We start from the raw sequence: 16780 nt of genomic DNA on the forward strand, positions 1-16780 counted from the left end.
AATTTTATTTCCAAATTATAGCTTGTGCAGGCTGCAAAGGATTTTGTCCAACCAATATTTTACTTCCTTTTGGGATCTCAAGTTCGACAGGATCGTTTGAATAATTAACTCCTACATAGAAGCCGTCTCTCCATTCGACAAAAACACCGCTTGGTAAATTCTCAATGGCCACATTTGCTCTTCCATATACGCTGCGTACAATTTGTCTCTCTAAGTTTCCATCAGTACTTTCTACACCAATGTAAGTTACTGTTCCTTTTCCTAACTTTCTAGTAACCGCGGCGGCTTTACCTTTATAAAATTGGTCTTCATAAGTGGCTAAAACTTCAGTTCCTTTTCTAGGAGATAATACATCTGCCCAAGTATTCCATTGAAAGTTATTGTTATCTGCTTTTATATTTCCTTTTATATCTGTAACTAATACATCAAAAAAGTCAACATCAGCTCCAATTAAAGGCACGATTGGTGCGCTCCAGTTGGCTTCAAAAAAATGTCCGTTTTTGTCTTTTTGTCCAGTTCTACAACTTAAAATCAAGTTACCTCCTTTTTCAACATACTTAGTCCATTTGTCCACTAATTTTTGATCAATAAGTTGATATGAACTAGCGACAATAAAAGGGTAGTCATCAAAATTGTCTTCCTCTGTAAGGAAATCGACTGGCGCTCCAGTAGATTTGATAGCTGAAGAATAGGTATTTCTATGTTTCCAAGTACTCCAATGTTTAGTTTGTTTGTGATTTTCTAAGTCCCAAAGATTTTCATGACTCCATAAAAAACCTGTTTTTCTATTGGCGATTTTTTGAGGAAGCACTGCTTTAGGATTATACTCTTTACGCAATAGTTTCATGTCTTGAATGGATTGTACAAATTCTTTTCCACCGGTAGAAAGTGTCACTCCGTCATTGCCCACAATACCTTCGTGATACATTTCGCTACTTCCTAGTGGATGTCTGTATCGGTAAGTACAAGTAAAAGCGCAACCACCTCCAAAAGCTTGTGAAAGCCACATGTGTACAGTTCCCGGTTGTAATTGAGGATTGATATCCGCCCAGTTTACCTGTCCTGGTTGCAATTCCATAATTCCTGTAACGCCACTGATTGAACGGTAATAATCGTTTGCCTCATGAATTTTACTAGGATGTCCCATTCTAAAATTAGCTCCGCCTAAATTATTTTGCCCACTTACTGGGTACATTGTATAGGTTATGAAGTCCATTTTATCAGCTCTTCTTGGATCTGAGTCATAAGTCACATTCGTGAAATTAGTTGTTATCCACTGTTTTGGATCCGTGTATTGTCTTAATATTTCGGCTTGATCGTTTAAGAAACTAGCTTGTGCATCGGCAGTGAATCGTTTGAAATCTAAAATCGTATGTGGACTTAACTTATCTTCAAAATAAACTTCGGTGTTAGGCAATACGATTTGTTCAAAGTTAGAATAACGTGTACTCCAGAAACTTCCAACCCATTCCGTATTTAATTTTTCAATAGTTCCGTATTTGGCTTTTAGCCAAATTTGAAATGCTGTTCTAGCAGAAGGACTAAAATCCTCTGTAGACAAGGGCTCGTTGTCAATTTGCCAACCTATAACATTCTTATTTTTACCGTACCTTTTTCCTAATTCAGCTACTATTTTTGCTGTAAATTCACGGTATTTTTCATTTGTTACTGAAATGTTTGCTCTATTTCCATGTTGTCTTCGGTTGCCTTTAGAATCAACTAAATATATTTCAGGGTATTTATCACCCATCCAAGCTGGTGGAGTAGGAGTAGGGGTACAAAGAATTACCTTTAAACCTTCTTTTTCGGCTATTGCCATGGCTTCATCCAGCCATTTAAAATCATATTTACCTTCTTCAGGCTCCATAAATGTCCAAGCAAATTCAGCGAAATGTGTGAATTCAAAACCTAACTTTTTTATGTTTTTTAAGTCACGATCCCATTGTTCTCTTGGCCATTGCTCAGGATAATAATACACCCCAATTTGCATTAAATCAGCTTTGTCAAAAAATCGTTTCGGATCTTTTTTTTCTGTTGTAGCTACTTTTTTATTTTGAGCAACTATTTGCGTCGAATTACAAGTAAATACCACCAAAGCTACTAATGTGAGCTTAGTTAGTAGGGAATTATAATTTATCATTTCTTAATCGTTTATTTTTTAGTTGTTTAAAAGTAGTAGTAGAAAATGAGCGGCTGACCAGCTAAAATTTTCGGCTTCTAATCCTTTTCCAGTTGTAGGATGGTAATTTTCTCTTATAGATTTTCCTTTTTCTACAGCACCTTCGGCGTTATGAACCAGTTTTTTTGTTAAGAGATTGGCTTCTGTTTTGTAACCGTATTTTTCTAGTCCATTGATACCAAAGTAAACTTGATCTAGCCATATTGGTCCTCTCCAATATCCATTCGCAGGATTAAATTTCGGATTGTTTTTAGCCAATGTTGGTAAAGGCACAAAGGTGTTGAAGGTATTTGGATCAAGTAAATTAACTTTTATAGCCTTAACTTGTTTTCTAGAAGCAACTTCAGTCCAAAGCGGCAAGAAACCTTCGCAACCCATATCTTTTACGAATGTTTTTCCATCCAAAGAGGTGTCATAAAACCATCCTGTACTTGGATCCCAAAACTGTTTTTGAATTTGCTTTTTTAGGGTTTTGCTTCCTGCTTTCCATTTTTTTTCATCTTTAGCTAGTTTTAAAACGTTAGCCATTTGACTCAAATAGTTTTTCTCGGCATAAAGGAAAGAGTTCAAATCTACACTTTCTTGATCTAGGGAATAGGCATTTTCGGCATTTTTTAGTACTTTGCTGTTGTCAAATCGCACGGCATTGTCCATTCCGCTTTCCCATTTTCCAGCTACTAAAGTACCGTCTGTAGACCCAAACTCGCAAAGTCCGTCTTGGTCATGATCACGTTCCTTATACCACCAAGCATGATATTTTTTTAATTTAGGATACATTTCTTTAATGAAATCTACATTCTTGTTTTGCTTGTAAATTTCCCAAACTGCCCAAGCAGCCAGCGGCGATTTAGTATTTCGATAATTATTAGGTTCAATCGAGGTATCTCTATAAATACAATCAGGAATAAAACCATTAGGCTCTTGAAAGTCGAACATAGCTCGTACTTGGTTTTCGGCTAAAGCTGGATCTACTTCTGCAATTGCAGCAGCATGTTTCCAGCTGTCCCAAGCCCAGAAACCATGAAACCATTCGTAATGATAGCTTGGGAATATTCCAGCATGTTTTAAACCTTCTGCTGCAATACGAGTGTTGTTTTGCAAAGTGAGTATTAACTTCGCTAGGAAAACAGAGTATTCAGAACCTTTGTAGGTCGGTTTCTTTTTTGCAATTAATTGTGCTAATTGATTTTCTTTTTCTTGTTGTGTTTGTTCTAAAACGGAATCAAATTGTAATTTTGAAATGCTTTCTTTTTCTTTTTTCCAGTCGTATTGTGGGAAAATAAACGTTTGAGAAACTACTATTTCTTTAGTTTCATTTGGTTTTAATACAAGTTGAGAAGTCTTTGCTGTAAAGCCATTCTTTGTAACTTCTATTTTGCTGTCCTCATTAAGAAATTGCACATAACCAATAACGTTACTTTTTGATGAAACTATTTTTAATACATTATCTACTACCGAAAGCTGCAGATTGTCTAAATAAACATCTGATTGAAAGCTAGGTGTGAACGAGATGTTTTTGGAAGAAGTATTTGTTATGCTAGTTTTTTGAATTGCAGTATGTCCAGATGAAAAAACTAGTTCTTGTTTGATGCTTAATTTTTCATTTGAAAACTCCTGTTCTAAATGGCTATTATAACTGTTCTGACTTTTTAAAGCCGTTTTCCAATTGATCATTTCTTGTTGTTTGTCATCGATTAGATGCAAAGAAAGAAAGGAAGAACTCAACCAAACTCCGTTTTGCTCCGTCATTAAAAAAGGACCTGAAAACCCAGCTTGAATATTTGAAGGCTCTAGCAATCCAAAGGCAAACCAAGCGCCTTTATCAGAGAAAGCCAATGATTTTCTGTCCTTAGCATTTTCAGGATTCCCTTTGTAGTTTAAGTTGTTTTTACTTAATTCTAAGTTGCTAAATTTACTTTGGGCAAAACTAGCTTGCAATAGTAAAAAGAATAGAAGTATATAAAATTTTTCTTTTTTGTACATGATTATTTAATTTGTTAATATAGAAAAGCACAGCTCATTTTTCATTATAATGTGCATTTGGTACGAGCAAGCAATTTGAGCTAATATAGATTCTCTCACACTAATTCTATTGGTAACATTAAAAAATGTTTTTTTAAATTAAAAAGAATAGCCCAAGTACTATTCGGACTATTCTTTTTATTTTGAATTTATTTTTTTAACTCTCTTAATTATTTTGTATTTCAGTTAAAGGCACTGGATAAAAATTATTTTTTGCTGCGTCAAAACCTGTACGTCCAACAGCATCTAAAGCAGATTTTGTTTTTCCCCAACGGCGTAAATCATAGAAACGGAAGTTCTCTAAAGGGAACTCAATGATTCTTTCATGCTCGATTTGCGCTTTCACGGCATTATAAGTTGTGCCTATCATTCCTGGCATATCAGCGCGAGCTCTTACAAGATTGATAAGAGGTATTGCTTCAAGCGTACGATTCAATTCGTTCAAAGCTTCTGCTTTCATTAATAACACATTAGAATATCTCATTAAAGGAACATTTAACCCTAAAAACTCGGTGTCCATTTGCTCTTGAGTAGGAGGTAAGTACTTACGGAATACAGGTTTGTCAGTATTTCCGAATTTGGCATCATACGTTTCACCAAAAATTCTAGGATTAGAGGCTTCATTAAAATAAGGATCTTTAAAGAAAATGTTACCGTAAAGACGGCTGTCATAATTTCCTGTAGTTGCTATTTTACCTTCTTTTTTGAACTCATTCATCAACATATCTGTTGGCAGAATTTCGTCCCAACCACCTAATTCGCTTGCACCCATCCAGAAATGAAGCGCAGTACGGTAGAATGCACCGTTAGATGTGTTGTCTGTAAATTGAAGTTCAAAAATAGTTTCTTTTGAGTTCTTGTTAGTACCATTAAATAAACTCACATAGTCCTTCACTAGTTCATATCCTTGAACTTTATCAAGAGCTTTAATTGATTCAGTAAGGTGGGTTTGTTTGTCTGCGGTTTCTTCATACGCTCTAGTCAAATAGGCAAAACCAAGGTAACTATTAGCAGCACCGCTTGTTGCACGACCTACGTTATCAGCAGGTTGTACTGCAGGAAGCACATCAGCAACTGCTTTTAATTCGCTAACAATAAAATTCCAAGTTTCTACACGTTCAGCAAGAGGAAGACTTATTTCGTTTTGATTAGTAATGTATTTCGTTCTTAATTTAATTTTTTCCCAGTTAAGAATTAATTTTAAATGATAGTAAGCTCTTAAAAATCGTGCTTCAGCAATAATTTGGTTTTTATCAGCATCACTAATAGCAGATGAAGGCATTTCTCCAACCTTAGCAATAACTTGATTTGCATTAGAAATTCCACGATAGTTTAATTTCCAATACGATGTTATTTGGCTGTTCCCATTTGTATAAGTAAAATCAGCTAATTCCACCCAATTTTGATAATTTAAGGCATCACTACCTAATTTACAAATGTCTTCACGATAGGCTTCAACAGGCCATTTAACTTCAGGAAAAGCGTACTCTTCTACAGCTCCCTCAAGGTAAGCGTAGGTTGAGGATAAACCAGCTTCGGCATCGGCTTTATTTCTCCAAAAAGTAGATGAATTAAGTTGGTCTGGAGACTGTTGCTCTAGGAAATCATTAGTACATCCTACTAGTGTAAAGATGCATAATACGGTAATAAAATTATATATGTTTTTCATAATTGTTTCTTTATAAATTTCTTAAAATACGTATTGTACGCCTACAACAAATGATCTTGTAAATGGATATACAAAACGGTCAACGCCTGTATCTAGTAAGTTATTTCTAGAGAACTCTGGATCAGTTCCTGAATACTTAGTGATGGTGAATACATTTTCAGCACTTACATAAAATCTAAGTTTGTCGATTTTTGCTGCTTCTAATAATGAGCTAGGTAATGAATACCCTATTTGTAATTGTCTCATTCTTATAAAATTTCCATTTTCAAGGAAACGATCAGACTCTCTACTATTTCCATTAGGATCACCAAGTACAGCACGTGGAATGTTGCTATTGTTATCTGGAGTCCAAGAATTAAGGGTTGAAGCTAACATATTAGTTCCTGAGCTCATAGACTCATAGAAATAACGATTTCCGTTGTATAGTTTATGTCCGAAACCACTTCCAATCAATGTACTAAAGTCAAATCCTTTGTAGCTAGCTCCTAAAGTTATATTAGCTTCTACTTTTGGTAAACCTGTACCTGCGTATTCTTTATCATTTTCATCAATAAGGCCATCATTATTTAAATCTTTAAATCTAACATCACCTGGTTTAGCATTAGGTTGTATTAAATTCCCATTGCTAGTATAGCTATTCACCTCGTCTGTAGATTGAAAGATACCATTGGCACGGTACAGATAGAAAGAGCTTATTGGCGTTCCTACTCTTGCTTGAGTTGGGAAGTGTTCCGTATCAAATTTTAGTCCTTGTCCGTTGATAGCTTGGTCTGCATTAGCAAGGCTTTCTACTTTGTTGCGAAGTGTACTAATATTAAATCCTACATTATATTTAAAGTCATTACTTTGTTCGCTATAATTTACCTCAAACTCAAGTCCGCTATTGCTTACCTTTCCAACGTTAAGAATTGGGTTGTCGATACCGGCTGAAGGTGCTAATTTCTTTGTAATTAACAAATCATCAGTAACATTGCGGTAGTAGTTTATCGAACCACTAATTTTACCATTTCTAAGTGTATAGTCAATACCTATGTTTTTAGAATCAGTAGTTTCCCATTTTAGGTTACGGTTTTCTAATGCTGTAGCAATACTTCCCGGCCATGGATTACTTCCTGTTCCTTGTACGTAACCAGAATTTAAGTAATTACCTGATAAAATTAAAGAGCTAGAAGTATAATAGCCTAATGCTGCCTCGTTACCTAAACGTCCCCAGCTAGCACGTAGTTTAGCAGTAGAGATGATGAAATCTTCTGGATAAAAATCTTCTTTATCAATTTTCCAACCTAAAGCCACAGAAGGAAATGCTCCCCAACGACTGTCTTTACCAAATTTTGATGATCCATCATAACGCAAAGTGGCTTGCGCTAAATAACGATCTTTGTAAGAATAGTTGATACGACTAAAGTAAGAAAGTCTATTGTATTGGTATTTAGAACCATCAGCTGAGTAAGTTCCTCCTTTTCCTGCTCCAATAGTTTCAAAACTTGGATCTAAAAATCCTGCAGGACGTTCCGTTGAAACAAGCTGACCGTTTACTACGGATTGATCCGTTGTTTTGCCTTCAACTGTAATATCATTCCAGTTAGAAGAGGACGGATTAATAGTACTACCTAATAAAAAGTCGATAGAATGTTCGCCAAATTTTTTATCCATCATTAAGGTGTTTTCAAAAACTTGTTCACTCCAGTAGGTTCTAACTTCTCTATGAACCGTATATTTTTCTGGTGCTTGTATGTTAGCGATGAATGGTGCGTTGTGTGCTGTACGTTGTGAATTTAATTCATGATGAGAGTAGGCTGTTTTAAATTTCAACCAAGAAGCGATATTGGCAGTAATCGAAATGTTAGCCGTTAGATCTTGACCTCTTAATTCTCCACTTCTAAAATGCTCATCGGCTACAGGGTTTGTGTTAAATGGCAATCCGTTTTTGTTTGTTAATCCGTATCCGTAAGTTTCATTTGAATCTAAAACAGGTACTAATGGCGATATTGCATACACTTCTTTCAATTGAAAGTTAGGTTGCTCACTTTTAGTCGATAAGTACGATAATTTAGTGTCGATATCAAAAATTGATTTCTTAAAGCTTACTCTTGCGCTAGCATTCTTTTGTCCAAAGTTATTATCAATGATGATTCCTTTTTCTTTAGCGTAGTTACCATATAGAGCAAATTTAACCACTCCCTCGCGACCTTGCACACCTAAACCATAATTTTGTGCTAAACCAGAGCGAAAAACTTGGTCCTGCCAGTTTGTGTTAGCTGTTGTTGGTGCGTTGATATAGGCAGGCAATGAAACCGGTGTATTAGCATATTTATTGTATTCGTCATACATTCTTTTGTGAACTGTTTTATAGCCAACAGCATCTAATAACTCTATTCTTTTTGCTGTCGAAGTGCTATTTACAAAAGAAGTAAAATCAACTTTTACACCTTCTTTAAGCCCAGATTTAGTAGTAACGATAATTACTCCGTTAGCGGCAACTGATCCATAAATTGCAGCAGCTGCTCCATCTTTAAGCACTTCTATAGACTCAATGTTTGTAGGATTTACTGAACTTAATGAGCCCTGAAACCCATCAATGATACATAGCGGTTCTGTGTTCCCGAATGTATTAATTCCTCTAATTTTTATTTTTACAGCAGCACCAGCAGCACCACCACTTTTTTGAACATTTACACCAGCTACTAATCCTTGAATCGCTTCTGAAGCATTATTTGTAGCTCTAGTTTCAATACTTTCTTTCTTGATCGAAGATATTGCTCCGGTAACATTCCCTTTTTTAATGGAACCGTATCCTATGACTACTACTTCATTTAGTTTATTGTTTTCTTCCTCAAGTGTAACGTTTAACTCTGATTTGTTATTTACACTTAAAGTAAGATCTAAAAAACCCATGTAGGTAAAGTTTAAGCTTGGATTTTTTAAATCTGAAGGAATTTTTAATGTAAATTTTCCGTTTTCGTCACTCGTAGTTCCAATACTCGTTGTCGCTAATATAATATTTACTCCGGGAAGTGTATTTCCTTTATTATCTGTTACTTTTCCCGAAATACTTTTTTGCGGTTGATTTTCTTGCGCAAAAGTAAAGTGTGGTTGACACAGGAACATCATTAAGAGTATGAAGTTTAAACCCTTAAATAATAAAATTCGCTTTTTCATCTGTAATAAATTTGGTTAATTATAGTTTTATGGTTCTTAGTTATTTATAGTTTTTTTATTGTAAATCAAATTTAATTCCTTGTGCCAATGGTAGGTTTGTGGTATAATTAATTGTGTTAGTTTGACGCCTCATATATATCTTCCAAGCATCTGACCCAGATTCTCTTCCGCCTCCAGTGTCTTTCTCGCCACCAAAAGCACCTCCAATTTCAGCTCCGGATGTTCCTATGTTAACATTGGCAATTCCACAATCTGAACCTACAACTGATAAAAATCTTTCAGCTTCACGTAAATTATTGGTCATGATAGCTGATGATAATCCTTGTCCAACTCCGTTTTGATATTCAAGTGCGTTATCAACATCTCCACTGTATTTTATTAAATATAAAACAGGGGCAAAAGTCTCGTGTTGCACAATCTCAAATGAATTTTTAGCTAAAGCAATCGCTGGCTTCACATAACATCCACTTTCATATCCTTCTCCAGAAAGAACTCCGCCTTCAACTAAAATAGTTCCACCTTCTTCAACTACTTTATCTAAGGCTGCTTTGTACAATTTGACTGCGTCTTTATCGATTAATGGACCTACGTGATTGTTTTCGTCTAATGGATTTCCGATTTTGAGTTGTTTGTATGCCGAGACAATAGCGTCTTTTACTTTTTCATAAATACTTTCATGAATAATCAAGCGACGCGTTGATGTACAGCGTTGTCCTGCAGTTCCTACAGCTCCAAAAACAGCCCCAATAACAGTCATTTTTATATCTGCATCAGGAGTTACGATTATAGCATTGTTCCCTCCTAATTCTAAAAGGGATTTACCTAAACGTGCAGCAACTGCTTGCGCTACTATTTTCCCCATTCTGGTTGATCCTGTAGCTGAAATTAATGGAATTCGAGTATCGGAAGTCATCAATTCCCCCAATTTATAATCGCCATTAATCAAGCATGAAATTCCTTCGGGTAAATTATTTTCTTTAATAACTTCGGCTATAATATTCTGACAAGCTATTCCACAAAGAGGTGTCTTTTCTGAAGGTTTCCAAATACAAACATCTCCACATATCCAAGCCAAAGCTGTGTTCCAAGCCCAAACAGCAACTGGAAAGTTAAATGCCGAAATAATTCCAACAACTCCCATAGGATGGTACTGCTCATACATACGGTGTCCAGGTCGCTCAGAATGCATGGTTAGACCGTGCAATTGACGTGATAAGCCTACTGCGAAATCACAGATGTCGATCATTTCTTGTACTTCACCATATCCTTCTTGCAATGATTTCCCCATTTCATAAGAAACCAATTTTCCTAAAGCTTCTTTGTTTTGGCGTAATTTTTCTCCAAATTGACGAACAATTTCGCCACGTTGGGGAGCAGGCATTAAACGAAAGGTTTTAAATGCCTCAGTAGCCGACTGTATTACTTTTTCGTAGTCTTGTGATGTGGATGTTTTAACAGAACCAATCAATTTTCCGTCAACGGGAGAATAACTATTTAAAATTTCTCCAGACGAAAAATGATTTAAACCAGTTGATGTTCCTTCATTTATAGTCTTGATCCCTAATTTTTCTAGAGCCTCATTCATACCAAATTGAGATTTTGTTGTAGTCATATTTTGTTTTTTTTGATTTTCATCATAATTTATTTGTTAGCAGAATTAGGATTTAATTTTAATCTAAGTTTTGGTCTCACAAATATTAAATTATTTCAATATAAAACATCAAAAAAGAACTTTACTTGACCTTTACATCCTCAAGCAAAGCCAGTATATACAGGGGTTTTACGAATAATTATCAATGTAAGCACTATGTTTTTAATATGATGGAGGTTTAAAATTGAAGCAGTTTTTTTCTTTATTATATTCTTATCAATATGAAAATTCAATTACAGAAAGAATAAATTGTATTTTAAATTTAGAATATAATGTCGATAAGTTTAATATAACACTACCCAATATGATGTTGTCGGTGAGAAAAGAAATCAAAATTTACAGTAAAAAAGACTACACTATATAAATTATATTTTAGCACCTAATGAAATGCATCAACAGAGTAAAATAAAAAGGAGCGCTTATAAACCAAAAAAACAGTTGCAAAATAATTTTGCAACTGTTTTTATAATGTAACATTTTTTGTCTTATAAACTGTGTTAATAATTGAGGACAAGGACTGAGCATAATATTTGAAGATGTCCAAGAAAGATTAATAGCCTAAATGTTTTCCAGAAAAGTAACTAGGTTGTCTTTGTTTTCTAATCCTAATTTTTTTCTTAACCTATGTCTTCCAATTTCTACTGAATTAGCAGAGATATTATTGATATTGGCTATTTCTTTAGAGCTAAGTTTAAGTTTAACCTGTACTGCCAACTGAATATCTTTATCAGTTAAATTAGGATATTTTTCTTTAATTCTAAATAAAAAATCACTTTGTAGGGTTTCTATGTTGGAATGAAATTGCTGAATATCTTCATTTAAATCAAATTTAAAAGTGTACTCGTTTATAAGCGCATTGATGTCTTGTTTAAGTAAGCTTAAATCGTTGAATTTTAAATTTTTTAAAGATTTTGTTAGGTCCTTATAAATATTAGTTCTTTGAGAAATGAACAAAGCTAGATTTGTAAGTTCCTTAGTTCGAAAATCCAGTTTGCGTTCTAAATTCTCCTGTAATAGAAATTGTGATTTTAGTTTTTCCTTTGAAAGTTTATGATTTTGCAGATAAATAGCTTTTTTCTTTTTTATATTATTCCATAACGAAGCTATTATTAGAATTCCTATTATTGCCAATAATAAAGAACCTATCAATAAGGATTTTCTTTTCTGTGATTCCAATTTACGTTGTTGCTCTAATAACTTGATTTCAGATTCGCGTCGTTCAGCCTCATATAAAATCCGCATTTCAGCCAATTTTTCACTTTTATTGCTTGTGAAAAGTTCAGATTTACCATTAGTATATTTCATATAAAATTTGAAAGCCTCCTTATAGTTATTTAATGCTAAATAATAATCGGACATAATTTTATCATTCTCTAAAACTAGTTCCTTTTTATTACCCAATGCGTTAGTAATAGTCCTAGCTTCTTGTAACAATAAATAACATTTATGATAATTTTTAAGTTGTAAGTGTACAATAGCAAGTTCATGAAGAATATAAACTTTTTTGTAGTCATATTTAATTTGACTCTCAATATCCAGAGCAGAATCTAAGAATTTTTTAGCCAAATTGAGTTCATTAATTTTACGATAGCAAATGGCCATATTTTTCATCGTTTCTGCGATTCTGTCCTTATTATTAGAATCTTTTATGAGTTTTAAAGATTTTTTGAAAAAAAATAATGCCAAATTATAATCGCCTTTGCCATCATGAATTATTCCGATACTGTTATAACTGTATGCAATTCGCTGCTTGTCGCCTATTTTTTCATGTATGATTAAAGCTTGGGTATGATATTCTAATGCTTTTTCAAAATAACCAATGTCATAATATAACCAACCAAGTGTACGTAAAGTAAAGGCAAGATCATAATCGTTTCCAATTACTCTTCGTATTTCTAAGGATCGTAGCCCGAATTGTAAAGCTTTATCATAAATATTATTAAACAAATAACCCTGACACAAATTTATTAGTGCTAACCCTTCTTGATTTTTATTTTCCAACTCGATTGATAAACGTAAAGCTTCCGAGCCATATTTTATAGTTTTATTAGGATCAATGACCCAGTATATCTCGGCAATTCTATTTAATAAAGACAGTTTTTTTTCTCCTATAGATTTGGGCAAGATTTTTAACAAACTGTCTAGTTCAACCTGTGAATCACTGGGGTTTTCATCCCATATGTTTTTCTGAGATTGGGCTGTAAAACAGACAAATATAAAACTAATAAGTAGCAGATGAGCGAGTTTTTTCATTGCAAGAAAATTTTAAAATAGAGTTATACCCTTTATTATAATGCTTTTTAAAGCTTCAAATATCATCATTATTTATGTATTTAAGTTCAATAGTGTGGACTTAAAATAAGTTAAAAACCCGATGGTTAATATTATGTTCATTGATATTGTATTGCTAGGTTTTTATTACGATATTCTTAAAAATCTAAAAATAGCGGTTGGTGGTATTTGGAGAAATGGTCAGCCGTATACAAAACCAATTCAAGGAAATGAAACCGTTCAAAACGGAAATAATACCATGGTAAATTATGATTCGCCAAACAGTTAAAAATTAGATGATTTCATGCGTTTAGATGCCTCTTTAAATTTTAATCTATCACCGCTATTTAAAGCTTCGTTTACTGCCGGTGTGATTAATGTTACTGATGGGAGTAATGTAATTAATCGCTATTACAAAGTCAATTCTAAAGGCTCGAATGATGCTGTTCAAATAGATAATCAATCACTTGGCTTAACGCCAAATATAAGATTAGCTGAAGTAATACATCGAGATTTAGTACAATATTAATCTGGTATCAATTACATAGCAATTTTTTGCTACTCCACAGGTTTTTTTGTTATTATCTGGTTTTAGTTCAGTCAAGGTAACTTCAATAAATATCCAAACCAGTGAGAATATTTGAGTTTAAGTATGTTTATTATGAAATAATAGGTATAAAAAAAGCTCAATTCGTATGAATTGAGCTTTTTATTTTGTGACCCTTACTGAACAATTTACAAACCATTTTATGAACGATTTGAAGAAATTAGCTATGTGGAATCCTTTATAGGAAGTACAAATCTGTTTCTAGTTTTAAGTAAAGTTATACCTGTTTTTAGGATATCCACTTCATAATTTAGCTAGGTAAGAGGTGTTTTTTTAATTTGGAGATAGAGAGACTATTGTTTTTCACTTATACCAATTCTCATTAAACAATATTCAATTCAATACTAAAAGTACTTCCTAATCCAAGTTCACTTTTTACAGCGATTGTACCATTTTGTGCTTCAATAAATTCTTTGCTAATTGCTAAACCTAATCCAGTTCCTAATTTGTGACTTCCTGGAATTTGGAAATATTTATCAAAGACTCTATTTTTATAATGACTATCAATCCCTTTTCCTTTATCTATAACTTCAAAAAGGACTGTGTTGTTCACTTTTCTTAGTTTGACAATAATTTTACTATTTTCAGAAGAGTAGGTAATTGCGTTTGTTAAAAAGTTAATTAGGACCCAAGCTGTTTTATCGTTATCTGCCTTTACAAAAGGTAAGTTTTCTTCTGCATCGATTATGATATTTATTGCTTTTTGATCGGCCTTTACTTTTACTGCAGCTATAGCATAGTTTATTATTTCGTATGGATTGTTGTCTTCTATAGTTAGATGTATGTTTCCCGTTTCTACTTGGGATAAATCCAGTAATTCTCCGGTAATTTTTAGCAATCTTTCGCTATCTTCTTTAATGCTGGTAATTAATTGTTTTTGGTCTTGATTCATTTTACCGTTATCTTCTTTTTCTAGGATTTGTAAACTCATCTTTATAGAGGAGATAGGTGTTTTTAATTCATGAGAAACCGTGGCTATAAAATTTGTTTTTGCAAAATCTAACTCTTTAAAAACAGTAATGTTTCTTAGAATTATCACATCACCAATATCGATTTTGTGGTCTTCCCCCGTTGGTTTAATGGTAATATTTACAATTTCCTTCTCGAAATAACTTTCTATGTTATCTGCAAAAATCTTCATTGGTTCCACTTTTTGTTTGCCATCAAGAAGTGTGCTTACTAATAGCGATTTCATTAAATCATTTGTAAGGGCTAGATTAGTGGCTAATTGGCCTACAACTTCATTTGATTTTAAACCAATGATTTTTAATGCTTCATTGTTAACAAATAATATAATTCCCCTATTATCCAATCCAATAATGGGATCGTGCATGTTATTAATCAAAGTTTCTAATCGCTTTTTCTCAAATGATAATTTGTGTAAGTTGCTGCTACTATATTCTTGTAATTTCTCAGCCATTGAATTGAATGACTTTGCCAAGTCTCCAAATTCGTTATGATTCATAAAGTGTACTCTTTGCGAATAATTTTTATTGGCAATTTCCTTGATACTATTTGTTAATTCCTTAATAGGATTGGCAATATTATTGGGTAAATTTACTAATAAATTAAAAGCTATCAAGAAGCATAACGTTCCGGTAATAGCAATCCACAAGCTGGCCGTTTCAGCAGTATGCGTGGCTACATCACTTTTTTGCTTGATGGCATTCATGTTCAACTTCATAATTTCAAAAATATCTTGCCGAATCTGATTTTTGATCTCATCATTAGAAAAATCGTTTTTGAGTTCCGTAAATTTTCTCTCTAGATTGATGTTAACATTTCTTTCACCAATTTCAGTTGCATTTGCCATTTGATTTTTAAGATTTTTTTCGAAAAAGGAAAAATCTATATTTTTATCGGTACTAATTTTCTCTAATGAAAGTAACATGTTACGAGAATATTCTAAGGTGTTGTAATTTGCTTTCAAAATATTTTGAGTGTCTATTTTTATTAAAAAAACGGAATAAGCACTAATTAGCGAAAGGATGATTATCATCAAGAATAACAATCCAACGCCGAGATTTAATTTGGTTTTTATTTTCATTAGGCTTCTATTTGCGATTATGACAAAATTACTAAGTCAATATTTGATGAGGTTAGGTTATTTAGTAATTTATTAAATATGGTCGTCGATAAAATTACTTTAAATAAATTTAAATGTGGTTTTCCAATGCAAACGGTTGTGATATTTTTCTGTTCAACTATTGCTAATATCGCATCGGTTATACTACTATTTTCTACTTTGATAACCTCAGCATTTAATTGCGAAGCTAATTTAAAATTATTGATTAGATGGCGTTGTTTATCTAATGCTATTTTACTAGAACTTTCTTTTGGAGTTTCTACATATAAAACATACCATTTGCAATTGTAATAACTCGCCAATCGCGCGGTTTTCCGAATAACAATTTTAGCCATTTTATCATTGCTACTAATGCAAGCGACTATTTTTTGAGGCTTTAAAGCTAAATTTTTTGGCACTTCGTTTTCGACTTTGCGTCCCACTTGATTCACCACTTCTTTTAACGCTAATTCACGTAACTGTAAAATCTGATCTGATTTGAAAAAGTTATTTAATGCCGTCGGAATTTTATCTGCAGTATAAATTTTACCTTCTTTCAATCGAGCAATCAAATCCTCTGAAGTCAAATCGATATTTACTACTTCATCTGCTATTCTCAAAACATGATCAGGGATTCTTTCCTGCACATCAATAGTGGTGATTCGTTTTATATCTTGATTTAAACTTTCTATATGCTGAATATTTACTGCCGAAATTACATTAATACCCGATTCTAGAATTTCCAAAACATCTTGCCAGCGCTTTTCATTTTTGCTTCCTTCTATATTCGTGTGTGCTAGTTCATCTACAATTACTACTTCTGGACGTAAATTAATGATCGCTTGAACATCCATTTCTTCCAGTTGTTTCCCTTTATAAAAAATAGTACGGCGCGGAATAACAGGCAGACCAGCTAACAATTCATGCGTTTCTTTACGGTTATGCGTTTCAATATATCCTATTTTAACGTCAATTCCGTTTTTTAATAAGGTGTGTGCTTCTTGAAGCATACGGTACGTTTTTCCTACACCAGCACTCATCCCAATGTAGATTTTAAATTTTCCTTTGCGAGATTTCTGAATTAAATCAAGAAAGTGCTTGACATTATTTTCTTTTTCGTTATCCATTTATGCTGTTTTTTGCTACTAAGGCACAAA

Annotated in this window: 10 protein-coding genes; 2 read left to right on the plus strand and 8 right to left on the minus strand. The window is 33.3% G+C overall.

Annotated elements, in window-relative coordinates; genetic code table 11:
• Positions 1-4: 4 nt before the first annotated feature.
• The 6 genes from LNP19_RS10370 to LNP19_RS10395 all read right to left on the minus strand — a co-directional run bounded on the left by LNP19_RS10370 (position 5) and on the right by LNP19_RS10395 (position 12933).
• Complete coding sequence (locus tag LNP19_RS10370) at positions 5-2140, minus strand: beta-galactosidase (RefSeq protein ID WP_230061852.1); 2136 nt, start codon at positions 2138-2140, stop codon at positions 5-7.
• 18 nt (positions 2141-2158) lie between these two features.
• A complete protein-coding gene (locus LNP19_RS10375; protein WP_230061853.1) occupies positions 2159-4162 on the minus strand; it encodes an MGH1-like glycoside hydrolase domain-containing protein in 2004 nt (667 codons plus the stop codon).
• Positions 4163-4367: 205 nt separating this feature from the next.
• Entirely contained in the window at positions 4368-5870 is a 1503-nt protein-coding gene (locus tag LNP19_RS10380) for a RagB/SusD family nutrient uptake outer membrane protein (protein WP_230061854.1), read from the minus strand.
• 21 nt (positions 5871-5891) lie between these two features.
• The gene (locus LNP19_RS10385; protein ID WP_230061855.1) at positions 5892-9029 is read right to left on the minus strand and encodes a SusC/RagA family TonB-linked outer membrane protein; all 3138 of its coding nucleotides are present in this window, start codon (positions 9027-9029) and stop codon (positions 5892-5894) included.
• Positions 9030-9084: 55 nt separating this feature from the next.
• Positions 9085-10641: an L-piperidine-6-carboxylate dehydrogenase gene (amaB, locus tag LNP19_RS10390; protein WP_230061856.1), complete on the minus strand. Its 1557-nt coding sequence runs from the start codon at positions 10639-10641 to the stop codon at positions 9085-9087.
• A 597-nt stretch (positions 10642-11238) separates the two neighbouring features.
• On the minus strand, positions 11239-12933 hold the full coding sequence (locus tag LNP19_RS10395) for a tetratricopeptide repeat protein (RefSeq protein WP_230061857.1): 1695 nt from the start codon (positions 12931-12933) through the stop codon (positions 11239-11241).
• Between the two features lie 121 nt (positions 12934-13054).
• Between LNP19_RS10395 and LNP19_RS10400 the strand changes: the two genes are divergently transcribed.
• Positions 13055-13240 carry a hypothetical protein gene (locus LNP19_RS10400; protein WP_230061858.1) on the plus strand — a complete coding sequence of 62 codons (186 nt, stop codon included), beginning with the start codon at positions 13055-13057 and terminating at the stop codon, positions 13238-13240.
• 15 nt (positions 13241-13255) lie between these two features.
• Complete coding sequence (locus LNP19_RS10405; protein WP_230061859.1) at positions 13256-13480, plus strand: hypothetical protein; 225 nt, start codon at positions 13256-13258, stop codon at positions 13478-13480.
• A gap of 400 nt (positions 13481-13880) precedes the next feature.
• Here LNP19_RS10405 and LNP19_RS10410 read toward each other — a convergent pair whose 3' ends face one another.
• Both LNP19_RS10410 and LNP19_RS10415 read right to left on the minus strand, forming a co-directional pair.
• Positions 13881-15605, minus strand: a complete 1725-nt coding sequence (locus tag LNP19_RS10410) for a sensor histidine kinase (RefSeq protein ID WP_230061860.1) — start codon at positions 15603-15605, stop codon at positions 13881-13883.
• A 17-nt stretch (positions 15606-15622) separates the two neighbouring features.
• Positions 15623-16750 carry a sensor protein KdpD gene (locus tag LNP19_RS10415; RefSeq protein ID WP_230061861.1) on the minus strand — a complete coding sequence of 376 codons (1128 nt, stop codon included), beginning with the start codon at positions 16748-16750 and terminating at the stop codon, positions 15623-15625.
• Between the last annotated feature and the right edge of the window lie 30 nt (positions 16751-16780).

This window comes from Flavobacterium acetivorans, from assembly GCF_020911885.1.
GTDB classification, from domain to species: Bacteria; Bacteroidota; Bacteroidia; order Flavobacteriales; family Flavobacteriaceae; genus Flavobacterium; species Flavobacterium acetivorans.